16 protein-coding genes are annotated in these 24105 nt (G+C 72.8%); 12 read left to right on the top strand and 4 right to left on the bottom strand.

Features of this window, described 5'->3' with window-relative positions:
• Positions 1-35: 35 nt before the first annotated feature.
• From ACFVXE_RS31085 to ACFVXE_RS31050, 8 genes are all read left to right on the top strand, one after another.
• Complete coding sequence (locus ACFVXE_RS31085) at positions 36-1019, top strand: N-acetylglucosamine kinase (RefSeq protein WP_389676192.1); 984 nt, start codon at positions 36-38, stop codon at positions 1017-1019.
• 309 nt (positions 1020-1328) lie between these two features.
• Positions 1329-2711 (top strand): hypothetical protein, encoded by a 1383-nt coding sequence (locus ACFVXE_RS31080; RefSeq protein ID WP_389676191.1) that lies wholly within the window; start codon positions 1329-1331, stop codon positions 2709-2711.
• A gap of 11 nt (positions 2712-2722) precedes the next feature.
• A complete protein-coding gene (locus ACFVXE_RS31075) occupies positions 2723-3748 on the top strand; it encodes a glutamate ABC transporter substrate-binding protein (protein WP_389676189.1) in 1026 nt (341 codons plus the stop codon).
• 48 nt (positions 3749-3796) lie between these two features.
• Positions 3797-5122, top strand: coding sequence for a hypothetical protein (locus ACFVXE_RS31070; RefSeq protein WP_389676187.1), 1326 nt, complete (start codon positions 3797-3799; stop codon positions 5120-5122).
• Between the two features lie 61 nt (positions 5123-5183).
• A complete protein-coding gene (locus ACFVXE_RS31065; protein ID WP_389676186.1) occupies positions 5184-7928 on the top strand; it encodes a tetratricopeptide repeat protein in 2745 nt (914 codons plus the stop codon).
• Positions 7925-9271, top strand: a complete 1347-nt coding sequence (locus tag ACFVXE_RS31060) for a protein phosphatase 2C domain-containing protein (protein ID WP_389676184.1) — start codon at positions 7925-7927, stop codon at positions 9269-9271. The genes ACFVXE_RS31065 and ACFVXE_RS31060 overlap by 4 nt, the downstream gene beginning before the upstream one ends.
• A gap of 78 nt (positions 9272-9349) precedes the next feature.
• On the top strand, positions 9350-10711 hold the full coding sequence (locus ACFVXE_RS31055; protein ID WP_389676183.1) for a VWA domain-containing protein: 1362 nt from the start codon (positions 9350-9352) through the stop codon (positions 10709-10711).
• Between the two features lie 87 nt (positions 10712-10798).
• Positions 10799-11998: an FHA domain-containing protein gene (locus ACFVXE_RS31050; RefSeq protein ID WP_389676181.1), complete on the top strand. Its 1200-nt coding sequence runs from the start codon at positions 10799-10801 to the stop codon at positions 11996-11998.
• A 9-nt stretch (positions 11999-12007) separates the two neighbouring features.
• On the opposite strand, the gene ACFVXE_RS31045 is transcribed toward ACFVXE_RS31050, so the two are convergent.
• On the bottom strand, positions 12008-12994 hold the full coding sequence (locus ACFVXE_RS31045; RefSeq protein ID WP_389676179.1) for a methyltransferase domain-containing protein: 987 nt from the start codon (positions 12992-12994) through the stop codon (positions 12008-12010).
• A gap of 109 nt (positions 12995-13103) precedes the next feature.
• Between ACFVXE_RS31045 and ACFVXE_RS31040 the strand changes: the two genes are divergently transcribed.
• The 4 genes from ACFVXE_RS31040 (at position 13104) to ACFVXE_RS31025 (ending at position 20896) form a co-directional block, all read left to right on the top strand.
• Positions 13104-13508, top strand: coding sequence for a globin (locus ACFVXE_RS31040; RefSeq protein WP_389676177.1), 405 nt, complete (start codon positions 13104-13106; stop codon positions 13506-13508).
• A 203-nt stretch (positions 13509-13711) separates the two neighbouring features.
• Entirely contained in the window at positions 13712-17065 is a 3354-nt protein-coding gene (locus ACFVXE_RS31035; protein WP_389676175.1) for an FtsX-like permease family protein, read from the top strand.
• A gap of 1 nt (position 17066) precedes the next feature.
• Positions 17067-19940 carry an ABC transporter permease gene (locus ACFVXE_RS31030; RefSeq protein WP_389676173.1) on the top strand — a complete coding sequence of 958 codons (2874 nt, stop codon included), beginning with the start codon at positions 17067-17069 and terminating at the stop codon, positions 19938-19940.
• Entirely contained in the window at positions 19937-20896 is a 960-nt protein-coding gene (locus ACFVXE_RS31025) for an ABC transporter ATP-binding protein (RefSeq protein WP_389676171.1), read from the top strand. The genes ACFVXE_RS31030 and ACFVXE_RS31025 overlap by 4 nt, the downstream gene beginning before the upstream one ends.
• Before the next feature lie 73 nt (positions 20897-20969).
• Here the strand turns inward: ACFVXE_RS31025 and ACFVXE_RS31020 are convergent, their stop codons facing one another.
• Genes ACFVXE_RS31020 through ettA form a run of 3 tightly spaced genes read right to left on the bottom strand, consistent with a single transcriptional unit; the run spans position 20970 to position 23745 of the window.
• Positions 20970-21656, bottom strand: a complete 687-nt coding sequence (locus ACFVXE_RS31020; RefSeq protein ID WP_389676170.1) for a hypothetical protein — start codon at positions 21654-21656, stop codon at positions 20970-20972.
• Positions 21653-22075 carry an acyl-CoA thioesterase gene (locus tag ACFVXE_RS31015; RefSeq protein WP_389676168.1) on the bottom strand — a complete coding sequence of 141 codons (423 nt, stop codon included), beginning with the start codon at positions 22073-22075 and terminating at the stop codon, positions 21653-21655. The genes ACFVXE_RS31020 and ACFVXE_RS31015 overlap by 4 nt, the downstream gene beginning before the upstream one ends.
• 5 nt (positions 22076-22080) lie before the next feature.
• Positions 22081-23745 carry an energy-dependent translational throttle protein EttA gene (ettA, locus tag ACFVXE_RS31010; RefSeq protein ID WP_389676167.1) on the bottom strand — a complete coding sequence of 555 codons (1665 nt, stop codon included), beginning with the start codon at positions 23743-23745 and terminating at the stop codon, positions 22081-22083.
• Positions 23746-24105: the final 360 nt, after the last annotated feature.

Here is a 24105-nt window from a genome sequence, read left to right as displayed (position 1 = left end):
GACAAACTGATCGCACACAACCGGGAGCACCTCGCGTGGGCGTGAACGCCACCGTCCTCGCCATCGACGCCGGCAACAGCAAAACCGACGTCGCCCTGATCGGACCGGACGGGACACTGCTCAGCTCGGTCCGCGGCGGCGGCTTCCAGCCGGCGACGGCCGGCATCGGAACGGCGGTGGGCGTCCTCGCCTCCGCCGTCGGCGCGGCACTGTCGCAAGCACGAGCGTCCGGGCAGCCGGTGGACTCCGTCGAGCACGTGTCGGCGTGTCTGGCCAACGCGGATCTCCCGGTCGAGGAGCGGGCGCTGGCCGAGGCGTTGCGGGACCGGGCCTGGGGCCGGACGGTGGAGGTGCGCAACGACACCTTCGCGCTGCTGCGCGCCGGGGTCGACGAGCCCCGGGGGGTGGCCGTCGTGTGCGGCGCCGGCATCAACTGTGTCGGCATGGTGCCGGACGGGCGGACCGCGCGCTTCCCGGCCATCGGGCGCATCTCCGGTGACTGGGGTGGCGGTTCGGGGCTCGCGGAGGAGGCCATGTGGTTCGCCTCGCGGGCCGAGGACGGGCGTGGCGAGCCGACCGAGCTGGCCCGCACGCTGCCCGCGCACTTCGGGCTCGATTCGATGTACGCACTGATCGAGGCGGTGCATCTGGGGCACATCGACTTCGAGCGGCGGCACGAGCTGACCCCGGTGCTGTTCGCGACCGGCGCCGCCGGGGACCCGGTGGCACGCGGCCTGGTGCACCGGCTGGCGGACGAGGTCGTCGCGATGGCATCGGTCGCGCTGACCCGGCTCGGGCTGCTGGACGAGGCTGCACCGGTGGTGCTGGGTGGCAGTGTGCTGGCCGCGCGTCACCCGGAGTTGGACGGCCGGATAGCCGAACTCCTCGCCGAACGCGCCCCGGAGGCGGTGATCAGCGTGGTGCGGGAACCACCGGTGCTGGGCGCCGGGCTGCTGGGCCTGGACCGCACGGGCGCCGCCCCGGAGGTGCACGACAGGCTGCGCGCACAGTACGGCTGACGTGTCGACAGGGGTGGAACGGCCGGGGGCGCCCCATGGCCGCCGGAACGCCCCATGCGCACGGGAACCGATCAGTTGTCCCGAACGTGTTCATGGATGGGGGGATCGGTCCGCTTCGGGGATTGCTCCGCCGATCGTCTTGATCGGCGGAGCCGCTCTTGATCGAATGCATGGTGCATCCGTGGACCGGTGCGCCATCCAGACGTTCCTGGTGTGGATGCCGGTCCCTGCGGCCATACTTCTGGCCGGGTGCCCGTCCCCCGATCGGCCGGGGGGAGGGCGAACGTCAGCGACCGAGGGGGAGGTCACGTGACATACCCGCCGAATGTGCGCACGGCACCGCAACACGTGCCGGCCCAGCCGCCTGCCCCCGTACCCGCGCCGCGGCGCAGCCCCTGGTCCGGGTCGGCGGCGCGGCTGCGCGCCGCGGCGACGACCGAACCGGGCAGGCTCCAGATCCTCGGGGCCCTGCTGGCGTTGCTCGTCCTCGCGTTCGGGGCCGTGACGTCGGTCGAGATCTCCGACCGGACGGCCGCCGCCGACGACGTGGTGAGCCGCAGCCAGCCGCTGAGCGCCGAGGCGGCGAACATCTACCGCTCCCTCGCCGATGCCGACACCGCCGCGGCCAGCGGGTTCCTGGCGGGCGCCGAGGAACCGGATGATGTCCGCGCGCGGTACGAGAAGGACATCAAGGACGCGTCACGGCTGCTGGTGAAGGCGGCGTCCACCACCGACGCCTCGTCACCGTCCGGCCAGGAGATCGCCACGCTCAACCAGGGTCTCCCCCGGTACACCGGCCTGATCGAACGGGCCCGCGCCAACAACCGGCAGGGGCTGCCGCTGGGCGGGGCCTATCTCCGGTACGCCAACCAGGAGATGTCCGGGGAGCTGCTGCCGGCCGCCGAGCGGCTCTACACGGCGGAGACCGGCCGGCTCGACCGGGACTACGACTCCGCGAGAGCGTGGCCGTTCTTCTCGCTGGGGCTCGGTGCCGTCGCACTGGGCGGGCTGTTCTGGGCGCAGCGGCGCAACTACCGCAGGACGAACCGGGTCTTCAACCATGGGCTGCTCGTCGCGACCGCGGCGTCCACCGTGCTGCTGCTGTGGCTCGCGGTGGGGCACACCGTGGCACGGGCCGAGCTGCAGGACGCCGATGTGCGCGGGCAGCAGTCACTCGATGTGCTCAATCAGGCGCGGATCAACTCGCTGAAGGCGCGGGCCAATGAGCTCCTGACCGTGGTCGCCCGCGGCGCGGTGCTCACCGCGGACGGCAGGAACGACAAGTACGAGACCGACTACAGCACTGGTATGAAGGCGCTCGGCGAGGAACTGGGGACCGCCAGGAGACTCGCCGACGACTCGCAGGGGGGCGCTCCGGTGACGAGCGCCATCAACGGTGTATCCGAGTGGCAGGGCCGCCACCGGACCGCCCGCAAGACCGACGACAACGGCGACTACGAGGGCACACTGAAGCAGATCATCGGGGCGAAGGACTCCACGGGGGAGTCCTTCAACCGGGTGGACGGGGCGCTGGAGAAGGCGCTCGCCCATGAACAGGGCGAGTTCACCCGGGCCGCGGAGGACGGGCGCGGGGCGCTGGGCGGGCTGCCGGTCGGGGCGGCCGCTCTCGCCGTCCTGGCCGCGGTCGCCGCGATCGTCGGCGTCAACCGAAGGCTGTCGGAGTACCGGTGAGAGGGGGAACGATGACCAGGACCAGTTCCGCCCGGACCGGGCTGCGCGGCTGGGGCGGGGTGACGGGGATGGCCGTGGCCTGCGCGGTGACGGCCTCGCTCACCCTGCTGCCGCTCTCGCACGGCGGCGCCCGTACGCTCGGGCTCACCGGTCCGGGCACGACCGCGGCGGTGCCCGCCAGGGCCGACGACTGCACGGACCCGGAGGCGAGCCTGCAGCCTTCGGCGGCCGACGGGCCGAGCATCGAGAAGATCAAGGAACGCGGGAAGCTGATCGCCGGTGTCGACCAGAACAGCTTCCGCTGGGGCTACCGCAATCCGGATACCGGAAAGCTCGAAGGGTTCGACATCGACCTGGTGCACGCCATCGCTCGGGACATCCTCGGCGACCCCGACAAGGTGATCTTCCGGGCGATCCCCACCAACCAGCGCATCGCCGCCCTGGAGAACGACAAGGTCGACGTCGTCGTGCGGACGATGACGATCAACTGCAGTCGGCTCGACCAGGTCTCGTTCTCCACCGCCTACTTCCAGGCCGGGCAGCAGGTACTCGCGCCGAAGACCTCACCGATCACGGGGTACGACAAGTCGCTGGCCGGCAAGCGGGTGTGCACCGCGGAGGGCTCCACGGCGTACGAGGCGCTGGAGAAGCAGTCGTTCGGCGCGTCCTTCAGGGACCCGCACGACGGCACCGAGGCGGACGAGGACCAGCTCACCGTGCCCAACCAGCTGGACTGCCTGGTCCGGCTGCAACTGGGCGAGGTCGACGCGGTGGTGACGGACAACGCGCTCGCGGCGGGGCAGGCCGCCCAGGACCCGGCCGTCGTGCTCAAGGGCGACAAGCCGTTCACCACCGAGTATTACGGCGTGGCCGCGAAACACGGCGCGGACGACCTGGTGGCCCGGGTCAACCACGTACTGGTCGACTACCGCAAGGGCGGCGCGGACAGCCCCTGGATGGTGTCGTACCGCAAGTGGCTGGCGACCGGACTGCCCGGGATATCAGGGCCGCCCGCACCCAAGTACCGGAGCAACTAGTCCTGACCCTGCCGGGCCCGCCCGGCAGGAGGAGCGGAGAGGTGATCGATGGGCGTCGCGGGCCCTTTCCCCGGCTACGCGGGGAGGCCCCCCGGCCCGGTCATGGACCGGGACGAGGCGGACCGTGCACTGACCCGGCTCGGTGCGGAGCACGAGGCGATCGAGACCTCGCTCCTCGCCCTGCAGGACCATGCCGGCCGCCGGCTCCTGGAGGGCGCCGATCTGACCGGTGTCACCAAGGAGCGCTGGGCCGTCACCGAGCAGCGGATCACACTGCTCTGGGGGTATTTCGACGCCTATGCGGGAGCGATCGACCGGGCACGTGAGATACGGGCCAGAAGGCGCTACCCCAACCGTGACGACCTGCTCGCCCTGACCGACCTGCTGCGCGGCCAGGGCGTCACGGTGGCGTCCGGCGCCGGCCCGTCGGTCACGGGTCCGGCCAGACTCGCCGAGCGGTTCACGCTGGAGGAGCTGGTCGCCCGGATGAACGAGCTGTACGCGCGTTCGCTGGACATGGTCGTCGCCTCCGACTCCGTATGGTCCGCGCTGCCCGCCCGGATAGATCTGCTCGCCGCCGAGCTGCGCCGCACCCGTTCGCTGGCGCACTCCGTCGGCGTACGGCCCGGGGAGCACCCGGCGGGTGACGACCTGGAGTCGATCACCCATGAGCTGACCACTCTGCGGGCTCAGGTGATCTCCGATCCGCTGGCGTTCTGGCTGCCGGGTCCGGGCAGCGCGGCACCCGGCGGCGGGCGTCCCGACACGGCGCGCTACGACCGGGCGGCCCGCGCCCTGGACGACGTACGACGGGAGATCGAGGCGGTGCTGGCGGTCCGTCAGGACGCCGAACAGCGCCTGGTCCACCTACGGGACGTGCTCTCCCGCGCGGACCGCACGCTGGCCGAGGCCCGGTCGGCGCGCGGCGAGGTGCTGGCGAAGATCGCCGCGTCCGAGGTGCCCGCGGTCAGCGGCCCGCCGACCGTGCTCCAGGAGCGGCTGGCCGCCGCGTCGGAGTACCGCAGGCACGCCCAGTGGCACCGGCTCTCGCCGCTCCTGGAGTCGCTGGAGCGGGAGGCGGAGGACGAACTGCTGCGGGCCCGCGAGTCGTTGACGGCGGTCACCGCGCCGCTGGCGGTCCGTGCGGAGCTGCGCGGCCGGCTCGACGCGTACAAGGCGAAGGTCGCCCGGCACGGCCTGGCGGAGGACCCGGTGCTGATCGAGCGGTACGACGCGGCGCGGCGCATGCTGTGGAGCGCGCCGTGCGATCTGCGGGTCGCCGCGCAGGCGGTGCTGCGCTACCAGGAGGCGGTGGCGGAACTGCTGCACGCCCATCGGCCGTCCCCGCCCGAGGACCGGCAGGGACGGCCATGAGTGTGCGCAGACGCAAGGTGAACGGGCCGCAGCGGCGGCGGGGCGGAGAGGGGGACCGACCATGAATACGCAGTGCCAGCGTCCCGCGTGCGAGGGCAATTACGAGGACATGGGCGGCGGTGAGCTGTACTGCGACACCTGCGGTCTGGCACCGGTCGTCTCACCGAACGGAATGGTGAGCTCGCCCCCCACCGGTATCGCGGGCGGCAAGGGCGGCGGCAGCAGTTCGTCGCGGAGCAGCTCACGGGCGTCGTCCCGGGCGTCCTCGCGCGCCTCGTCCCGGTCGTCGACGTCGCGGCGCTCGGTCTCGGGACGGCTCTCCCGCTCGCTGTCGGGGACCGCCACGTCCCGCTCGGTGTCGGTGCGTTCGTCCGGTGCGTCGACGGGCGCGTCCGGGCGGGGCCGGCTGGGCGCGGGCCTGGTGCAGGTACCGGACGTGCCACGCCCCGACCCGCGCTCCGCCGTGATGGAGAATCCGGAGGTGCCGGAGCGGAAGCGTTTCTGTTCGCGCTCGGACTGCGGCGCCCCGGTGGGCCGCTCCCGCGGCGAACGGCCGGGCCGTACCGAGGGGTTCTGCACCAAGTGCGGTCACCCGTACTCCTTCGTTCCGAAGCTGCACAGCGGCGACATCGTGCACGGCCAGTACGAGGTGGCGGGCTGTCTGGCGCACGGCGGGCTCGGCTGGGTCTATCTCGCGGTCGACCGGGCGGTCTCGGACCGATGGGTGGTCCTCAAGGGCCTGCTGGACACCGGTGACCAGGACGCGATGGCGGCGGCGATCTCCGAGCGCCGGTTCCTCGCCGAGATCGAGCATTCCAACATCGTCCGGATCTACAACTTCGTCGAGCACCTCGACCAGCGGACCGGCTCGCTCGACGGCTACATCGTGATGGAGTACGTCGGCGGCAAGGCGCTCAAGGAGATCGCGAACGAGCGGCGCACCCCGGCCGGGAAGCGGGATCCGCTGCCGGTCGAGCAGGCGTGCGCGTACGGCATCGAGGCGTTGGAGGCGCTCGGCCATCTGCACAGCCGCAACCTGCTGTACTGCGACTTCAAGGTCGACAACGCGATCCAGACCGAGGACCAGCTCAAGCTGATCGACATGGGCGCGGTGCGCAGGATGGACGACGAGGAGTCGGCCATCTACGGCACGGTGGGCTACCAGGCGCCGGAGGTCGCGGAGGTCGGCCCGTCGGTCGCCTCCGACCTGTACACGGTGGCGCGGACGCTCGCGGTGCTCACCTTCGACTTCCAGGGGTACACCAACGTCTTCGTGGACTCGCTGCCGGACCCGGACAACATCGAGGTGTTCCGGACGTACGAGTCCTTCTACCGGCTGCTGGTGCGGGCCACGGACCCGGACCCGGCACGGCGGTTCGCCTCGGCCCCGGAGATGGCGGAGCAGCTGACCGGGGTGTTGCGGGAGGTCGTGGCGCTGCAGACGGGGCGTCCCCGGCCGGCGCTGTCGACGCTGTTCGGCACGGAACTGCGGGTCACCGACACCCAGCTGTTCGCCGAGCTGACGGGCGATGTGTCGCGGCTCGGAGCACGGGCGGAGCCGGCCGGGCGGCGAAGGGCGAAGGGCGCGGGGGCAGGCGCCTCCCGGGCCTCGGTCGCCGGCCCCGCCGCGGCCCCGACCGCACCGGGCGTGACGGGCGGCGCGGCACCGGGGCAGCGGAGCGCGGGGGCCGCCCCGCTGTCGGCGCCCGCCACGCATGTCCGGGGCGGCGGTGGGGGCGCCGCCCTCGCGTACGCACAGACCCCGGCGGCCGTGCCGGCGCCCCGCGCCGCTCCCGCCGGCCCGGGCGCACCCCGGGTGGCGTTCGCGCCGGCGGTGCCCGGGCTGGCCGGGCTCGACGCGCGGGCCACCTCGCTCGCGCTGCCCGTCCCCCGGGTCGACGCGGACGACCCCAACGCGGGCTTCCTCACCGGAGTGATGACGTCGGCACCCTCCGAACTGATCGCCGCATTGCAGGCGGTACCCGCCCCCTCGCTGGAGACCCGGCTGCGCGAACTGCGCGCCCGCCTGGAGCTGAACGAACCCGCCGCCGCCGGACAGACGCTGGCGGCTCTGGAGGCGCAGTACGCGGACGACTGGCGGGTGGTCTGGTACCGCGGGATCACCTCGCTGGTGACCGGGGACGACGAGAGCGCCGCCCTGTCGTTCGACGCGGTCTACGACGCGTTCCCCGGCGAACCCGCGCCCAAGCTCGCCCTGGGCGTCTGCGCGGAGGTCCTGGGCCAGCTGGACAACGCCGCCGAGTACTACCGCCTGGTGTGGGCGACCGATCCGAGCTTCGTCAGCGCCGCGTTCGGCCTGGCCCGGGTACAGATCGCCGCCGGTGACCGGGCCGGAGCCGTCCGGACGCTGGAGTCCGTGCCCGAGGCGTCGATCCACTACACGGCGGCCAGGGTCGCCGCCGTGCGGGCCCGGCTGCGCGAACGCGCCCCGCACGAGCCGCTGATCGCCGACCTGACGGCCGCCGCCGACCAGGTGTCCGGGCTGCGGAGCTTCGGACTCGACGCGGTGCGACGCGAGCAGTTGTCGACGGAAGTACTGGGGACGGCGCTGGACTGGGTACTCTCCGGGAGTCCCACGGCCCAGCCGCACTCCCCGCAGTCGCCGTCGCAGCAGCACGGACCTGCCGGACCGAGAACGCTGCTCGGCAGTGAGTTGGACGAACGCGGCCTGCGTTTCGGACTTGAGCGTTCGTACCGGATGCTCGCCCGGCTCGCGCAGCGCGGCGACGAGAGGATCGAACTGGTGGAGCGGGCCAACCGCTTCCGCCCCCGGACGTGGGTGTGAAGATGTCGCAGAAGCACCAGGAACCCACCTTGCCGAGGTGTCCCGACTGCGAGGAGCCGCTGGAGTCGGGCGACCTGTTCTGCGGTGCGTGCGGATACGACCTGTCGGTCGTACCGCCGCCGCAGGACCGCCCGACCATGGCCATCACCGTGCCGACGGGAACCGGTGCGCCCGGTGCCGGTGCGCCGGTGGCCGGTCCGGGCGGGCCGGCCCCGGATGCTTCCGGTCCGGTGGAACGGCCGGCCGCGGCCGACGGGGCGGTGACGGCCGGCGCACCCGCCGGTACCCGTTTCGACGCGCCGGGCGGGTCGGGCGACTTCGAGCTGGCCGCGCCCGCGGCACCGACCGCTCCCGACCCCCGTACCGCCGCCGCTGCCGTCCCGGAGCGGCCCCTCGCACCGCCGGCGGGCACCGGACTGTGCGTCGCCTGCCGCGCCGGCCATGTCGACCCCGACGGGTACTGCGAGAACTGCGGGCACGCCCAGCCCCGCGAGCGCGACCACATGGAGCAGGAGCTCGGTTCGGTGGCCGCGGTCAGCGACCGGGGACTGCGGCATCACCGCAACGAGGACTCGTTCGCGGTGTCGACGACCGCCCTGCCGGACGGCTCGCCGGCCGTCGTCGCGATCGTCTGCGACGGCGTCTCCTCCGCGAGCCGGCCCGACGAGGCCTCGGCGGCCGCCGCGACCGCGGCCAATGAGTCGCTGCTGGAGTCGCTGCCGCGCGGTACCCACCCGCAGCAGGCGATGCACGACGCGATCGTGGCGGCCTCCGAGTCGGTCAACTCGCTGGCCGGCGACGCCGGGCGGACCAAGGAGCAGGAACCGCACCACCACACGAACGCACCGGCGTGCACCCTGGTGGGCACGGTCGTGGCGGGCGGACTGCTGGTGGTCGGCTGGGTCGGCGACAGCCGCGTCTACTGGGTGCCGGACGACCGCGCCCAGCCGCCCGCCCGGCTCACCGAGGACGACTCCTGGGCCGCGCAGATGGTGGCGGCAGGGCTGATGAACGAGGCGGAGGCGTACGCGGACGAGCGCGCCCACGCCATCACGGGCTGGCTCGGCGCGGACGCGTACGAACTGGAGCCGCACACCGCGTCGTTCAAACCGGACCGGCCGGGTCTGGTGGTGGTGTGCACGGACGGACTGTGGAACTACGCGGAGTCGGCGGCCGACATGGCCGCCGCGGTACCCGCCGACGCCCATGAACGGCCGCTGCACGGCGCCCAGGTGCTGGTGGGCCACGCGCTCGACGGCGGGGGCCACGACAACGTAACAGTGGCTCTGCTGCCGTTCGGCGTGGAGTCACCAGGGGCAGGATCGCCGTACAGCACCGCTTGAGCGCCGTCCCGTCCGCACGTCCGTCCGTCTGCCGCTGCGTCCTTTCCAGCTCTGCCACCTTCGCCAGGAGCCGATCAGATGGCCAACTTCTCCAAGTCCCACGTGCCGCAGTTCTCCGTCGAGGTGTACCAGAACGCATACCTGCCTGAGGGCGGCCGCGAGGTCAACGCCATAGTCACGGTCACCTCGACAGGTGGCGGCACCACCGGGGGCGTCCCGCTGACCGGGGCGGCTCGTCCGAGCACGCCGACGCCGGGCCGGGGGCCGGCCGCCGCCGTGGTGATCATGGTGGACTGTTCCGGCTCGATGGACTACCCGCCGACGAAGATGCGCAATGCCCGTGACGCGACGGCCGCGGCCATCGACACCCTGCGCGACGGAACCTCGTTCGCCGTGGTCGGCGGTACGCACATCGCCAAGGAGGTCTACCCGGGCAACGGCCGCCTCGCCGTCGCGGACCCGCAGACCAGGGCCCAGGCGAAGGAGGCGCTGCGCCGGCTCGGCGCGGGCGGCGGTACGGCGATCGGCACCTGGTTGCGGCTGGCCGACCGGCTGCTCGGCGCGGCCGATGTGGAGATCCGGCACGGCATCCTCCTCACCGACGGCCGCAACGAGCACGAGTCGCCGGACGACCTGCGGGCCGCGCTCGACGCGTGTGCGGGCCGTTTCACCTGCGACGCCCGCGGTGTCGGCACCGACTGGGAGGTGAAGGAGGTCACGGCCATCTCCTCCGCGCTGCTCGGCACGGCCGACATAGTCGCCGACCCGGCGGGGCTCGCGGCGGACTTCACGCGGATGATGGAGGACGCGATGGGCAAGGAGGTCGCGGACGTGGCGCTGCGCCTGTGGACGCCCGTCGGGGTCGAGATCAAGTTCGTCAAGCAGGTCGCGCCGACGGTCGCCGAGCTGACCGACCGCCGCACCGGGGCGGGCCCGCGCGCCGGGGACTACCCGACCGGTTCCTGGGGTGACGAGTCCCGGGACTACCACGTGTGCGTACAGGTGCCGGAGGCCGGGATCGGGCAGGAGATGCTCGCCGCCCGTGTCTCGCTGATCCTCCCCGACCCGTCGGGAGCGGCGGCGCCGCAGACTCTTTCGCAGGGGCTGGTACGGGCGGTGTGGACGGACGACATGGCGGCCTCCACCTCGATCAATCCGCAGGTCGCGCACTACACGGGCCAGGCGGAACTGGCACAGGTCATCCAGCAGGGACTCGATGCGCGCAAATCGGGAGACTTCGACGGAGCGACGGCGAAACTCGGCCGCGCGGTGCAGCTCGCGTCGGCCTCGGGGAACGAGGACACTGCGAAACTGCTTTCGAAGGTGGTAGATGTCGTCGATGCGGCGACGGGTACTGTGCGACTGAAGGCGAAGGTCGCGGAAGCCGACGAGATGACCCTCGAAACGCGTTCCACCAAGACCGTGCGCGTCAAGAAATAGTCCGACGGCCACGCCGCTCGGCGACCTGGCGAAGTGACAGGAAACGACGGCCCCCGCGGCCGGACGAGGAGAGGGGGAAGCGCCGACATGCCGACCTGCCCGAACGGACACCAGTCGGGTTCCGAGGACTGGTGCGAGGTCTGCGGCCATCGCATGGCCGGGGCCGGCGCGCCTGCGGGTGCGGTCCCCCCGCCGCCTCCCCCGCCCCCCGCGCCCGGTTACGGATACCCGCAGGGCCCCGGTCCCGACGCCACCCAGCAGGCGGAGCTCTGTCCGCAGTGCCGCACCCCGCGTGAGTCGATGGCGCCGTTCTGCGAGGAGTGCCGCTGGAACTTCCTCACGAACACGGCGACGTCGTACACGCCGTTGGCCCCGCAGCACAGCGGCCCGGTGCCCGGCCTGAACCTCCCGCCCGGCTTCCAGGCGCAGCAGGGCCCGCCTCCGCAGCAGCGCGATCCGTACGAGTACCAGAGCTCGCGGCCCTCGCAGGTGAACCGGCCGGCCGAGCCGCTCACCCCCGGCCCCCCGGCGCCCGGTCCGCAGCAGCCGCCGCGTCCGTTCCAGCAGCAGGGCCCGCCGCCTCCGCCTTCCTTCCAGCAGCAGAGCCCGCCACCTCCGCCTTCCTTCCAGCAGCAGGGGCCGCCGCCCTTCCAGCAGCAGTCCGCGGCGCCCGCCTTCCCGCAGCCGGGCCCGCCCGCGCCGCCGCAGCCGCAGGCTCCGCAGCCCGCCGGGGACGACTGGATGCTGCCGCCGCCCTCGCAGGCGCAGGGGCCGGTCCAGCAGCAGGCCCCGCACACGCCGATGCAGCAGCCGCCGTTCCAGAACCAGGGCCCGCACCCGGGCCAGGGCCCGAATCAGGGGCCGGCTCAGGGCCGGGCACCCATGGGCTGGACTGCGGTCATCGCTCCGGACCGCGAGTACTTCCTGGCGATGATGCAGCGCAGCGGCCCCGAGGCGACCGGGCTCAACCTGCCCGCCTACTCCCCGGAGCAGCGCCTTCCGCTCATCGGCAGTCAGGTCACCATCGGCCGTCGTCGGCACAGCACCGGGGAGTCGCCCGATGTCGACCTGTCGGTGCCGCCGGAGGACCCGGGTGTATCGCACCAGCACGCGGTGCTGGTGCAGCAGCCCGACGGCAGCTGGGCGGTGGTCGACCAGAACTCCACCAACGGCACCACGCTGAACGGCGCCGAGGACCCGATCCAGCCCTACGTCCCGGTACCGCTCCAGGACGGCGACCAGGTGCACGTCGGGGCGTGGACGACGATCACCATCCGCCGCGACTGACCGGATCCCTCAGTCGGCGAGCAGTGGCCAGGCGTACGGCCCCTCCGGGTCGTCCAGCCAGGCCCACTGCCGCCCTTCCCGGACCGTGATGCCGAATCTCTCCCGCTCGGGGCGCTTCTCGCGCTGCCAGAGCGAGAGGGCTTCGCGCGGGTCGAGGGTGGCCTCGGTCAGCGTCAGCAGGAAACGGAACAGCTCGTTCTCGGCCACCCGTCGTGGCACTCCGCCGGTGTGCGGGTGGCGCACCGGCGGCGGCACCGTGCCGCGCAGCGGCACGAAGTACGCGGGCGTGTGCAGGAACCGGCCCTCGGCGTAAGGACCCTGCGGTGAGCTGTGCACCCGCAGCAGGATCAGGCCGGTGGCGAACGGCGCGAGGATCAGCGCCCCGGGCCTGCACTGCGTCAGCCAGGCCTGCGGTACGGCGGGCAGGGTGCAGGTCACGATGATCCGGTCGTACGGGCCCCGCGCGGGGCAGCCCCGCGCCCCGTCCCCGGTGATCACCGAGGGGTGGTGACCGGCCGCCGTCAGATGTCTGCGGGCCGACTCCGTGATCTCCGGGTCGAGGTCCATGGTGGTCACCGCCTCGTCGCCGAGCCGATGGGCGAGCAGCGCGGCGTTGTAGCCGGTCCCCGCGCCGATCTCCAGGACGCTCTGCCCGTCCCGCACATCCAGCTCCTGGAGCATCCGGGCCATCAGCGACGGCTGGCTGCTCGACGAGACGAGCTCGCCGTCCCGGATCCTGGTGGCGAGCGCCCCGTCCTCGTACGCCCCGTACAGCCACTGGGCCCGGCGGAACGGGTCGGTATCGCCGCACCACAGCCGTTCGTTCCCACCGCCACCGGGCACGAAGTAGTACGGAACGAACAGGTGGCGGGGCACCTCCTCGAACGCGGCCCGCCAGGCGGGGTCCCGCAGCGCCCCGCCCGCGACGATTCCCCGCACCATCGTCCGCCGGGCCTCGGCGCCGGCCTCCGCGAACTCGTCCAGGTGTGGGCCCATGCCTCCACTGTCCCGCTCGCGCTCCCCGGAAGCGACGAGGCACGGCGGCCGTCCGGAACGAGGTCCTAGGACCCGGGACCTCGGCCGGTGCGTCTGCGACCATGGACGGGTGACAGAGAATCCGCACGACACGCTTCAGGAGCAGACCTTCTACGAGCAGGTCGGCGGCGAGGAGACCTTCCGGCGCCTGGTCCACCGCTTCTACCAGGGTGTGGCCGAGGACCCGCTGCTGCGGCCGATGTACCCCGAGGAGGATCTGGGGCCGGCCGAGGAGCGGTTCACGCTGTTCCTGATCCAGTACTGGGGTGGTCCGCGCACATACAGCGAGGAGCGCGGTCACCCCCGGCTGCGGATGCGGCACGTCCCGTTCCGGGTGGACCGGGCGGCGCACGATGCCTGGCTGCACCGGATGCGGGTGGCTCTCGACGAGCTCGGGCTGTCCCCGGAACATGAGCGACAGCTGTGGGACTACCTCACGTACGCCGCCGCCTCAATGGTGAACACCGAGGGCTGACAGCACAGCCCGTCCCCTTACTCCTGCTTTCCTCGCCCTCACCCTCGCATGCCCGCGCCGTGCGGAATTCGGTGCTGCGCGACCGCATAACGGTCACGATCCCATCAAGGTGTACGTGGAAGCGGTTTCCAGCACCAGGTGCGCTCTGAAAGCATCCAGGGAGCGTCGGGGGGCGTGCGCAGCAACAGTACCGAGGGGGCCAGGTGACGGGGTTCGTCTTTCTGCGGGTGAGGGCGCATCGGCTCCTTCTCGCCGCGGCCGTCCTGGCCGTCCTGCTCACCACCTCGGTCCTGGCGGCGCTCACCGCCTTCTCCGGTTCCGTCGGCGACGCGGCGCTGCGCCACACCCTCAGCCACCGCTCCGCCGCGTCCGCGTCGCTCGTCGTCTCCGCGCAGGTGGAGCGCGGGCAGCGGGCGACGGCCGACGCGGCCGTGCGCAAGGCGGCGCATGAGACGTTCGGCGGCCTGCCGGTCACCGTGCGGAGGCTGGAGGCCTCGGGGCCGTACGCGCTGCCGCGCAGCCTGCAGACTCCGGCGGCCCGGCGCGGCTACCCCGACCTCACCCGGTTCGCCTCGCTCGACCGCAGCCGCGTCCGTGTCACCGCGGGCCGCGTGCCCGACAAGGGGAGCGGGAGGAAGGGCGGTCCCGTCGAGGTGGCCCTGCCCACCACCGCCGCCGGCGCCCTGAAGGTGAAGCCGGGGACGCGGCTCACGCTCACCAGCCGGCTCGCCGACGGCGCCAGGCTGCCCGTCCTGGTCACCGGCCTCTACGAGACGGTCGACCAGGCCGACCCCTACTGGCAGTTGGACGAGCTCGGCGGGCGCGGGATCCGCACGGTCGACTTCACCACGTACGGTCCGCTGCTCACCGACCCCGCCGTGTTCGGCTCCGGACGGACCAGTCCCGGCAAGGTGTCATGGCTGGCCGCCGCAGACTTCCGCACCGTCACCACGGACCGCATCGACGCGCTGCGCACCTCCGCGACGAAGGGCCCCAAGGCACTCCTCGCCGTTCCTGGGTTCAAGGACGCCGGCGCGCGGACCTCGCTGCCCACCGTCCTCGCCCAGATCGACCGGGCGCTGCTGGTCTCCCGCTCGACCCTGATGATCGTCGCCGTGCAGCTGGTGCTGCTCGCCGGTTACGCGCTGCTGCTGGTGGCCAGGCTGCTGAGCAGCGAGCGCGGCGGGGAGACGGAACTGCTGCGGGCCCGCGGTGGTTCACGCGGCCGGATCACCTCGCTCGCCGCGATCGAGGCGCTCCTGCTGGCGCTGCCCGCCGCCGTCATCGCCCCGCTGCTGGCCGGGCCGCTGACCCGGCTGCTCGCGGACCGCGGTGAGCTGAGCCGGATCGGGCTGCGGCTCGACGCGGGCACGACCGGCACCGTGTGGCTGGGGGCCGCCGCCGTGGCGCTGGCCTGCGCGCTGGCCGTCGTCGCGCCCGCGCTGGCCGCCAGCGCGGGCGTGCGCGGCCGCGGCCGGACCGCGGCGCTGCCCGGGCCGGTACGCGCGGGCGCCGACGTCGGACTGCTGCTGATCGCGGCGGTGGCGTACTGGCAGCTCGACCGGCAGACCGGCGGGTCCGGCACCGGTGCGCTCAGCGGTGACCGGGAGGGTGAGCTCGGCATCGATCCGCTGCTGGTCGCCGCGCCCGCGCTGGCCCTGCTCGCGGGCACCGTACTCACGTTGCGGCTGCTGCCGCCGGCCGCCCGGCTCGCGGAACGCCGTGCGGCCGGCGGCAACGGGCTGCCCACCGCGCTGGCGGGCTGGCAGTTCAGCCGCCGCCCGCTGCGTGCTGCGGGACCTGTGCTGCTCCTGGTGCTGGCGGTGGCGATGGGGATGCTGGCGATCGGGCAGAGCGCTTCCTGGAACCGTTCACAGCGCGACCAGGCCGACTTCAGGTCCGGTGCAGCCGTGCGCATGCTCGGTGGGATCAGCGGTGATCCGGCGAGGGCCGGTGTGTACGCCGAGCTGCCGGGCGTGCGGAACGCGGCGCCCGCGTACCGCGCGACGGCGGGACTCTCCGATGAACGCACCGCCGATGTGCTCGCCCTCGACACCGCGCACGCCGACGAACACATGCTGCTCCGCACCGACCTGGCCGACGAGTCGCCGCAGCGGCTGCTCGGATCGCTCGCCCCGCCCACGACGCCGCGGACCGGGCTGCCGCTGCCGAAGAACAGCACGCGGTTCACGGCCGATGTGCGGATCACCGGCACCGGGGCCGCCGAGGGCGGCTCGCCGTCCGGCAAGGCGCCTCTTCTGACGCTGCTGATGGAGGACCGTTACGCCATGCCGTACCGCGTTCTCGCCGGCTCCGTGCCCGCCGACGGCAGGAAGCACACCGTCTCCGCCGCAGTGTCCGCAGCGGGCGAGCTGGCCGTGACCGGCTTCGAGCTGGACGGCGAGCAGCCGGTCGGCCGGGCCACGCCGCTCGCCGTCTCCGTGACCGGGCTGCGGGCCGTCTCGGGCAGCGGGCACGGCGCCGAGCGGCCCGTGCCCGTCCCGGACGGATTCCGCTGGCAGGCCGACATGACCATCAGCGGCGCCGGCGAGGAGTGGCCGGGCCCCACGCTGCGGCCGGCCACCTCCGCCGGCGCCGCGCTGTCCGTCGCGTACGACCCCGGTGTCGCCGACGAGAGCGACATGCGCTTCGGCGGTCCGCCCCCGGCGACCACGGTCCGTATCGCCGCACCCCGTGCCAAGGCCCCGGCGCTGAAGGCGGTGGCCACGGACGCGTACCTGAAGGCCGCCGGTGCGAAGAAGGGCCAGAGCGTCGACGTGCGACTGGCCGGCCAGCCGGTCCGGTTGAAGATCGTGGACACCGTCCGGCAGCTGCCGACCACGGGGCCGGGTGCGGTCGACACGGCCGGCGGCTCCGGCACCGCGGGCACCGCGTCCGGCACCTCGCGCGACCGCGACGGCGGGGCGCTGCTGCTGGACCTCCGCGCACTCGCCGAGGTCCTCGCGGGACAGCCCGGCACCTCACTCGCCCCCACCGAATGGTGGCTGAGCACCGCACCGGGCAGAGCGGATCAGGTCGCCGCCGCACTGCGCGCGCAGCCCGCCACCGACCCGGCGCAGGTGCAGGTCCGCGAGGAGACCGCGCAGGAGCTGATCAGCGATCCGCTGGGCGCGGGACCGCAGTCCGCCCTGCCGGCCGTGGCCGTGGTCGCCGCCGCGCTGGCCGCCGTCGGCTTCGCGGTGAGCACCGTCGGCTCCCGGCGCGAACGCTCCACCGAGTTCGCCGTCCTGCGGGCCCTGGGGGCGCCGCGCCGCCAGCTGGCCCGGATGATCGCCGCCGAACAGGGTGTGCTGATCACCATCGCGCTCCTGGTCGGGGCCGCGCTCGGAACCGTACTGACCAGGGCCGTCGTGCCACTCATCGTGCTGACCGGGCAGGCCGCGCAGCCGGTGCCCTCCGTGTCGGTGCAACTGCCGGCCGGCCAGGTCGCGTTGCTGCTGGCCGGAGTCGCCGCACTGCCGCTGCTGATCGTCGCGGCCCTGACGCTGCGTCGCGCCGACCCGGCGATCTCGCTGCGCCACCAGGGGGACAACTGACATGACGACCGACCAGCGGCGTCCGGCCGACGACACGGGGGCGGGACCCGCGGCCGACGCCGGAACGGGCTCCCGCACCGTCCGTGTCGGCTCCGCATGTGCCCCCTGGGTGCGTACGCGACTGCGTACCGCCCCCGGGTCCGCCACCGCGCTCGCCGTACTCGTGCTGCTCACCGCGTTCCTGGCCGCGGTGTTCCCCCGCGCCGTGGACGCGTACGAGACAGAGGGACTGCATCACGACATCTCCGCCACCGCGCCGCAGCACAGCCTCCTCGAGGTGACGAGTCTGCCGCTCGGCCTGGAGTATCCCCCCGCATTGCGGGAGGAGCCGCTGCGCAAGGCCACCACGGGCCGCATCCACCGCGAACTCCTGAGCCGGCTCTCCGATCCCTTCCACCCCGACGCCGCCCGGTCCTCCTACGGCGTCCACACCACGAAGGCGCTGCCTGCCGCCGAGCCCTGGCTGCCCCGCCCGAACACCCTGCCGCCCCGCTTCACCTACAGCGCACCCTCCGCGCTCCCCGCGCACAGCACGCTGCGGTCCGGTCACTGGCCGGCCGTTCGGGGCGACGTCCACACCGACACCCGTCAGGTGGAGGCCGTGGTCACCGCCGAGACGGCGGCCACGCTGCATTTCAAGGTCGGGTCGACCGTCGAGGTGCCCACGCAGGGCGGGAATCCGCTGACCGTGCGCATCAGCGGCATCATCACGCCCCTGCACCCCGAGAACGCCTACTGGGCCGCCGAACCGCTCATGCGGGCGGCGTCGCTCGTCCCCGATCCCGGGGCCCCCACCCCCACGTACTTCTGGACCGCCACCCTGCTGCTCGCCCCCGACGCGGCGCCCGCGCTCCTCGGCACCATCGGCGAGCCGGAGTTGTTCTGGCGGATCGCCCCCGACGCCTCACCGCTCACCGCCCTCGACGTGCCCCGGCTGCGCTCCGCCGTCGCGTCGAGGGAGAACGGCCCCGGACTCCTCGAACTGCGCAAGATCGCCGGGCCGACCGCCACGCTCACCACCGACCTGGACCAGGTCCTTCTCTCGTACGAGGCGATGCGCTCCGCGATCGGCCCGGTGGTCGCCGTCGCCGCCGTCGGGATCGGCGCCGTGGCCGCCGTCGTCCTGCTGATGACGGGCGGCCTGATCGCCACCCGCAGGCACAGCGAGCTCGCCCTGCTGCGTTCCCGCGGCGGCTCGTTGCGCGGGATCGGCGGCCGGCTCCTCGCCGAGATCTCGGTGTGCACGCTGCCCCCGGCGGCACTCGGACTGCTGCTCGCCGTCCTGGCCGTCGGCCAGGCCCGGCTGTGGCCGGCGGTGTACGGCGCCACGGCCGTCGCCACGCTCGTCTGCGTCGTGCTCCCGCTCCGTACGACGCTGCTGCACCGCAGACCTCAACTGCACGGCGCCCGCGACGACATGATGCACGCCCGCCCGTCCCGGCGGCGCACCGTCACCGAACTCACCCTGCTGGTCCTGGCGATCGGTGCGGTGATCGCGCTGCGCCGCCGCGGCACGACGGGCTCCTCCGGCGGCGTCGACCTGCTCGTCAGCTCCGCGCCCGTCCTGGTCGGGCTGATAGCCGCGCTGGTCCTCGTGCGGCTCTATCCGCTGCCGCTACGGCTGGCGGCCCGTCCCGTCGCACGGATGCGCGGCGCGATCGGCTTCCTGTCCCTGGCCCGCGCCGGTCGTTCCTCCACGAGCGGCGCCCTGCCCCTGCTGGCGCTCCTGATCGCACTGACCACGGCCGCGTTCGGCGGCTCGGTGCTCGCGGGGGTCGCGGACGCCCGGGACGATGCCGCGTTCACGGCCATCGGTGCGGACGCGCGGATCAGCACACGAGGCGACGCGACCGCGCTGACGGACCGGTTCATCCGGAAGGTACGGGGAACGCGGGGCGTCGACGAGGTGTCCCCCGTCCAGGTCGAGTACGGCATTCCGCTCCCCGCGGCCGGAGGCGGCTCCGACACCGCCGCCGACTCCGTGGCCACCGACTCCAAGGGCGTGGCCCTCATCGGCGTGGAGCCCCGGTCGTACGCCCACCTGGCCGCTGCCGGCGGCCTCGACCCCATCCCGGCCGACCGGTTGAGTGCCACCGGTCCCCCGGACGACCGGGTGCTGCCCGCCATCGCCTCCCCGTCCATCGCCGAACGGCTCGGTGACCGGCCGTACGAGATCCAGTCGATGGCCGGAGACTTCAAGGTGCGGGTCGTGGGCACGCAGTCCCGCACGTCCGTGATGGACGACACGACCTTCCTGATCGTCGACGCCGCCGCTCTCCCCCACCGGCAGCCCACCACGCTGCTGGTCACCGGCGACACCCTGGACGCCAAGGCCCTCCGGGCGGCGGCGCGGGACGCGGGCCGGTCCATCTCCGTGCGGACACGGTCCGAGGAGCGCGCGGCGTTCGCCGACACCCCCATGCAGTCGGGAGCCGAACGGATCTATGCCGCGGCCGTCGCGGCGGGTGCCGGTTACGCGCTCCTCGCCGTGCTCCTGTCGCTGCTCCAGACCGCGCCTGAGCGCGCCACGCTGCTGGCCCGGCTGCGCACCATGGGCCTCACCACCCGGCAGGGCGGCCGCCTCCTCGGCTTCGAGGCGCTGCCCCAGGCGCTGCTGGCCGCCGTCGGGGGCCTCCTCGTCGGCTGGGCGACGATCGCCCTGCTGGCACCCGGCGTCGACCTGGCCCGGCTGGCGCTCTTCACCGGACCCGGTTCCGGTGTGCCGTACACCGCTCCGCTGCGGGCCGACCTCCGGTCGCTGGCGCTCCCGGCCATCGGCGTGGTGGCGCTCACCGCCGCCATTGCCGCGGTACAGGCCTGGTGGGCGAGCCGACGCGGATCGATCACCGAACTCAGGGCAGGAGACACCCGATGACGTCGACGACCGAGACCACGCTTGCCGAACTCGAACAGCGCGCCACCGCACACCGGGACCGGCCGTCGTACGGACATGACGCGCTGATCGCCTGCGACCGTCTCGTCCGTATCTTCACCACGGACGGGGTGGAGGTGCAGGCACTTCAGGGTCTTGACCTGCTGGTCGCGAAGGGTGAGCTGATGGCCCTGGTCGGGGCGTCCGGCAGCGGCAAGTCGACGTTGATGAACATCCTGGCGGGGCTGGACGTGCCCACCGCCGGCTCGGCGAAGGTCGCGGGGTGCGATCTGCTGTCGATGGGGCAGAAGGAGCGGCTGCGCTACCGCCGGGACATCGTCGGGTTCGTCTGGCAGCAGACCGGCCGCAATCTGCTGCCGTACCTGACCGGCATCCAGAACATCACGCTCCCGATGCAGCTGCGCGGCCGGGGCAAGGGCCGTGAACGGGCGGCGCGCGCCGAGTCGTTGCTCCGGATGCTCGATGTGGCGGACTGCCGCGACCGGCGGCCCCAGCAGATGTCCGGCGGCCAGCAGCAGCGGCTGGCGATCGCGGTCGCGCTCGCCAACAACCCCTCGGTGCTGCTCGCCGACGAACCGACCGGCGAGCTGGACTCGGCGACGGGCGAGCAGATCTTCGCCGCGTTCCGCCGGGCCAACGAGGAGCTGGGGACGACCATCGTGATCGTCACCCACGACCAGGCGGTGGCGAGCGAGGTCCGCCGTACGGTCGCCATCCGCGACGGCCGCACGTCGTCCGAGGTGCTGCGCCGTACGGAGGTGGACGCGGCGACGGGCCAGGAGTCCCAGGTGGCCCGCGAGTACGCGATGCTCGACCGGGCGGGGCGGCTGCAACTGCCCGCCGAGTACACGGAGTCGCTCGGGATGGAGCACCGCGTGATGCTGGAGCTGGAGCAGGACCACATCGGGGTGTGGCCCGACGACCAGCGGCGCGGGTAGCGGGGGCCCCTTCCGGCGGGCACGCCCCGGTGCCGGCGGGCGCCGTTCCGGCGGGTCCGCACGGGCCTCGCCGTCAGCGGGCGCCGACCGTCACCGCGAGGTTGCCGAGTCCGCCGCCCCCGCCGCGTACGGCGATCGAGCCGAACGGGGTGCGCAGCCGCAGCCACGGACCGGAGATGAGCAGGGCGACCGGGAAGTCCGGGGCCGGCCGGAGGAAGCCGAGGGACTGGGCGGCGTGCACGGCGCGCAGCGGGAGCGCCGTGTCGCCCACCGTGCGCGACCAGATCTCGCGGCCGATCAGGTCCCGTTCCGCCCTGGTGCGGCGGTCCGCCGGCAGCGCGTGGTCACGGGAGCGGAACTCGGCCACCGCGGCGGTCAGAGCGGCGCGCAGGGAGACCGGGCCGGGCAGTCCCGGCCGTTCCTGCCAGCCGCCGCGCGGCGGGAGGATGCCCGTCCACGGCGGCCCGGTGACAGACGCGGGCCGGGGGCCGGGGGCGTCCCCGGTACCGACGTCGAGTGATTCGAGGAACTCACCGGCGGAGACGGTGACGTCGAAGTCGGCGGGTTCGGCCAGCCGGGCCGTCCGGATCGCGAGGACCTCGAACGACGGCGGCCTGCCGAACACGGCCAGGGTGCCGCCGCCGGCCTGCAGCCGAACGGCGGCCGCCCGGTCGTAGTGGAGCAGCCGACCGAGGAAGGCGGCGAGATCCGCCGCCTCCCTCGCGTCGGCGAACTGCAGCGACTGCACGGTCACCGTCATGCCGCGGCGGGCTCCTCGGCCATGAACTCCTGGAGGAAGAGCTTCTCCTCCGCGGAGATGCGCCGGGGCCGCTCCTCGGCCAGGTCGTAGGGCACGACGACGGTCGAAGCCCGTACGTACACCTGGTCCGGGTCCTTGATCTCGTACGAGATCGTCAGCGACGCGGCACCTATCTTCGTGACCCACGACTCGACGGTCACCGGTGCGTGCCGGTGGACCAGCGGGCGCACGTAGTCGATCTCGTGCCGGGCCACCACGGACCCGCCCGAGAAGGACGGCGAGCCGTCCCCCGGCGCCAGCCGGAACATGAAGTCGATGCGCGCCTCCTCCAGGTAGCGGAGGAAGACCACGTTGTTGACGTGGCCGAAGGCATCCATGTCCGACCAGCGCAGGGGGCAGCTGTAGATGTGACGAGCCAAGACGATCAGCCTCGCGTGAGCTTCTTGTACGTGGCGCGGTGCGGGCGGGCCGCATCGGCACCGAGGCGCTCGACCTTGTTCTTCTCGTACGACTCGAAGTTGCCCTCGAACCAGTACCACTTGGAGTCGCCCTCGTACGCCAGGATGTGCGTGGCGACCCGGTCCAGGAACCAGCGGTCGTGGGAGATGACCACTGCGGCGCCCGGGAACTCCAGGAGGGCGTTCTCCAGCGAGGACAGGGTCTCGACGTCGAGGTCGTTGGTGGGCTCGTCGAGGAGCAGCAGGTTGCCGCCCTCCTTGAGCGTCAGCGCCAGGTTGAGGCGGTTGCGCTCACCACCGGAGAGCACACCGGCCGGCTTCTGCTGGTCCGGGCCCTTGAAGCCGAACGCGGACACGTACGCCCGGGACGGCATCTCGACCTGGCCGACGTTGATGTAGTCGAGCTCGTCCGACACGACCGCCCAGAGGGTCTTCTTGGGGTCGATGTTGGCGCGGCTCTGGTCGACGTAGGAGATCTTGACCGTGTCACCGATCTTGACCGAACCGGAGTCCGGCGTCTCCAGGCCCTGGATCATCTTGAACAGCGTGGTCTTGCCCGCACCGTTCGGACCGATGACGCCGACGATGCCGTTGCGCGGCAGCGTGAACGACAGGTCGTCGATGAGGACCTTGTCGCCGAAGGCCTTCGAGAGGTTCTCGACCTCGACGACGATGGAACCGAGTCGCGGGCCCGGCGGGATCTGGATCTCCTCGAAGTCCAGCTTCCGCATCTTGTCCGCCTCGGCCGCCATCTCCTCGTACCGGGCGAGACGCGCCTTGGACTTGGTCTGCCGGCCCTTGGCGTTGGAGCGGACCCACTCCAGCTCTTCCTTGAGCCGCTTGGCGCGCTTCTCGTCCTTGCGGCCCTCGACCTTGAGGCGGGAGGCCTTCTTGTCGAGGTACGTGGAGTAGTTGCCCTCGTACGGGATCGCGCGGCCGCGGTCCAGCTCGAGGATCCACTCGGCGACGTTGTTGAGGAAGTACCGGTCGTGCGTGACGGCGACGACGGCGCCCGCGTACTTCGAGAGGTGCTGCTCCAGCCAGTTCACCGACTCGGCGTCGAGGTGGTTGGTGGGCTCGTCGAGGAGGAGCAGGTCCGGGGCCTCGATCAGCAGCTTGCAGAGCGCGACACGGCGCTTCTCGCCACCGGAGAGGTTGACGACCGGCCAGTCGCCGGGCGGGCAGCCCAGCGCGTCCATGGCCTGCTCCAACTGGGCGTCCAGGTCCCAGGCGTTGGCGTGGTCCAGGTCCTCCTGGAGCTTGCCCATCTCGTCCATCAGCGCGTCCGAGTAGTCGGTCGCCATGAGCTCGGCGACCTCGTTGAAGCGCTTGAGCTTGCCCATGATCTCGGCGGCGCCGTCCTGGACGTTCTCCAGCACGGTCTTCGACTCGTCGAGCAGCGGCTCCTGCATGAGGATGCCGACGCTGAACCCGGGCGACAGGAACGCGTCACCGTTGGACGGCTGCTCCAGACCGGCCATGATCTTCAGCACCGTGGACTTACCGGCACCGTTGGGGCCCACCACACCGATCTTGGCGCCGGGCAGGAAGCTCAGCGTGACGTCGTCAAGGATCACCTTGTCGCCGTGCGCCTTGCGCGTCTTGCGCATCGTGTAGATGTACTCAGCCAAGAGAAACCGTCCGGCAATCGATGTGTGGGCAGATACACCCCATCTTGCCTGACGTCCACCCCCGGATGGAAACCCGTCTCATCAGTCCCCTGTGACCTGCCCTTTCTTCATTCGCGCGCGTAGCCGACCTGTCACTGGTTGTCGCCACCGATCACTGCCGAGCACCCTCGCACGGCCCAGGGACGTCCCAGGGACGGCCCAGGGACGATCACTGACGGTCGGTGTTGACCCTCTTTGACGGCCCACGGACGGCCCGGCCACACACAGGGGCGGATCCCTGCGCATCGCGCGCGAGTGGCAGGCGATCCGGCCTGGCCGGACCGATCGGACCACCGCTGAGCTGGAAGAACGCGAGGCCGC

This window comes from Streptomyces sp. NPDC058231 (genome assembly GCF_042882275.1).
Lineage (GTDB): Bacteria > Actinomycetota > Actinomycetes > Streptomycetales > Streptomycetaceae > Streptomyces.
This window is presented reverse-complemented; position numbering and strand designations above follow the sequence as displayed.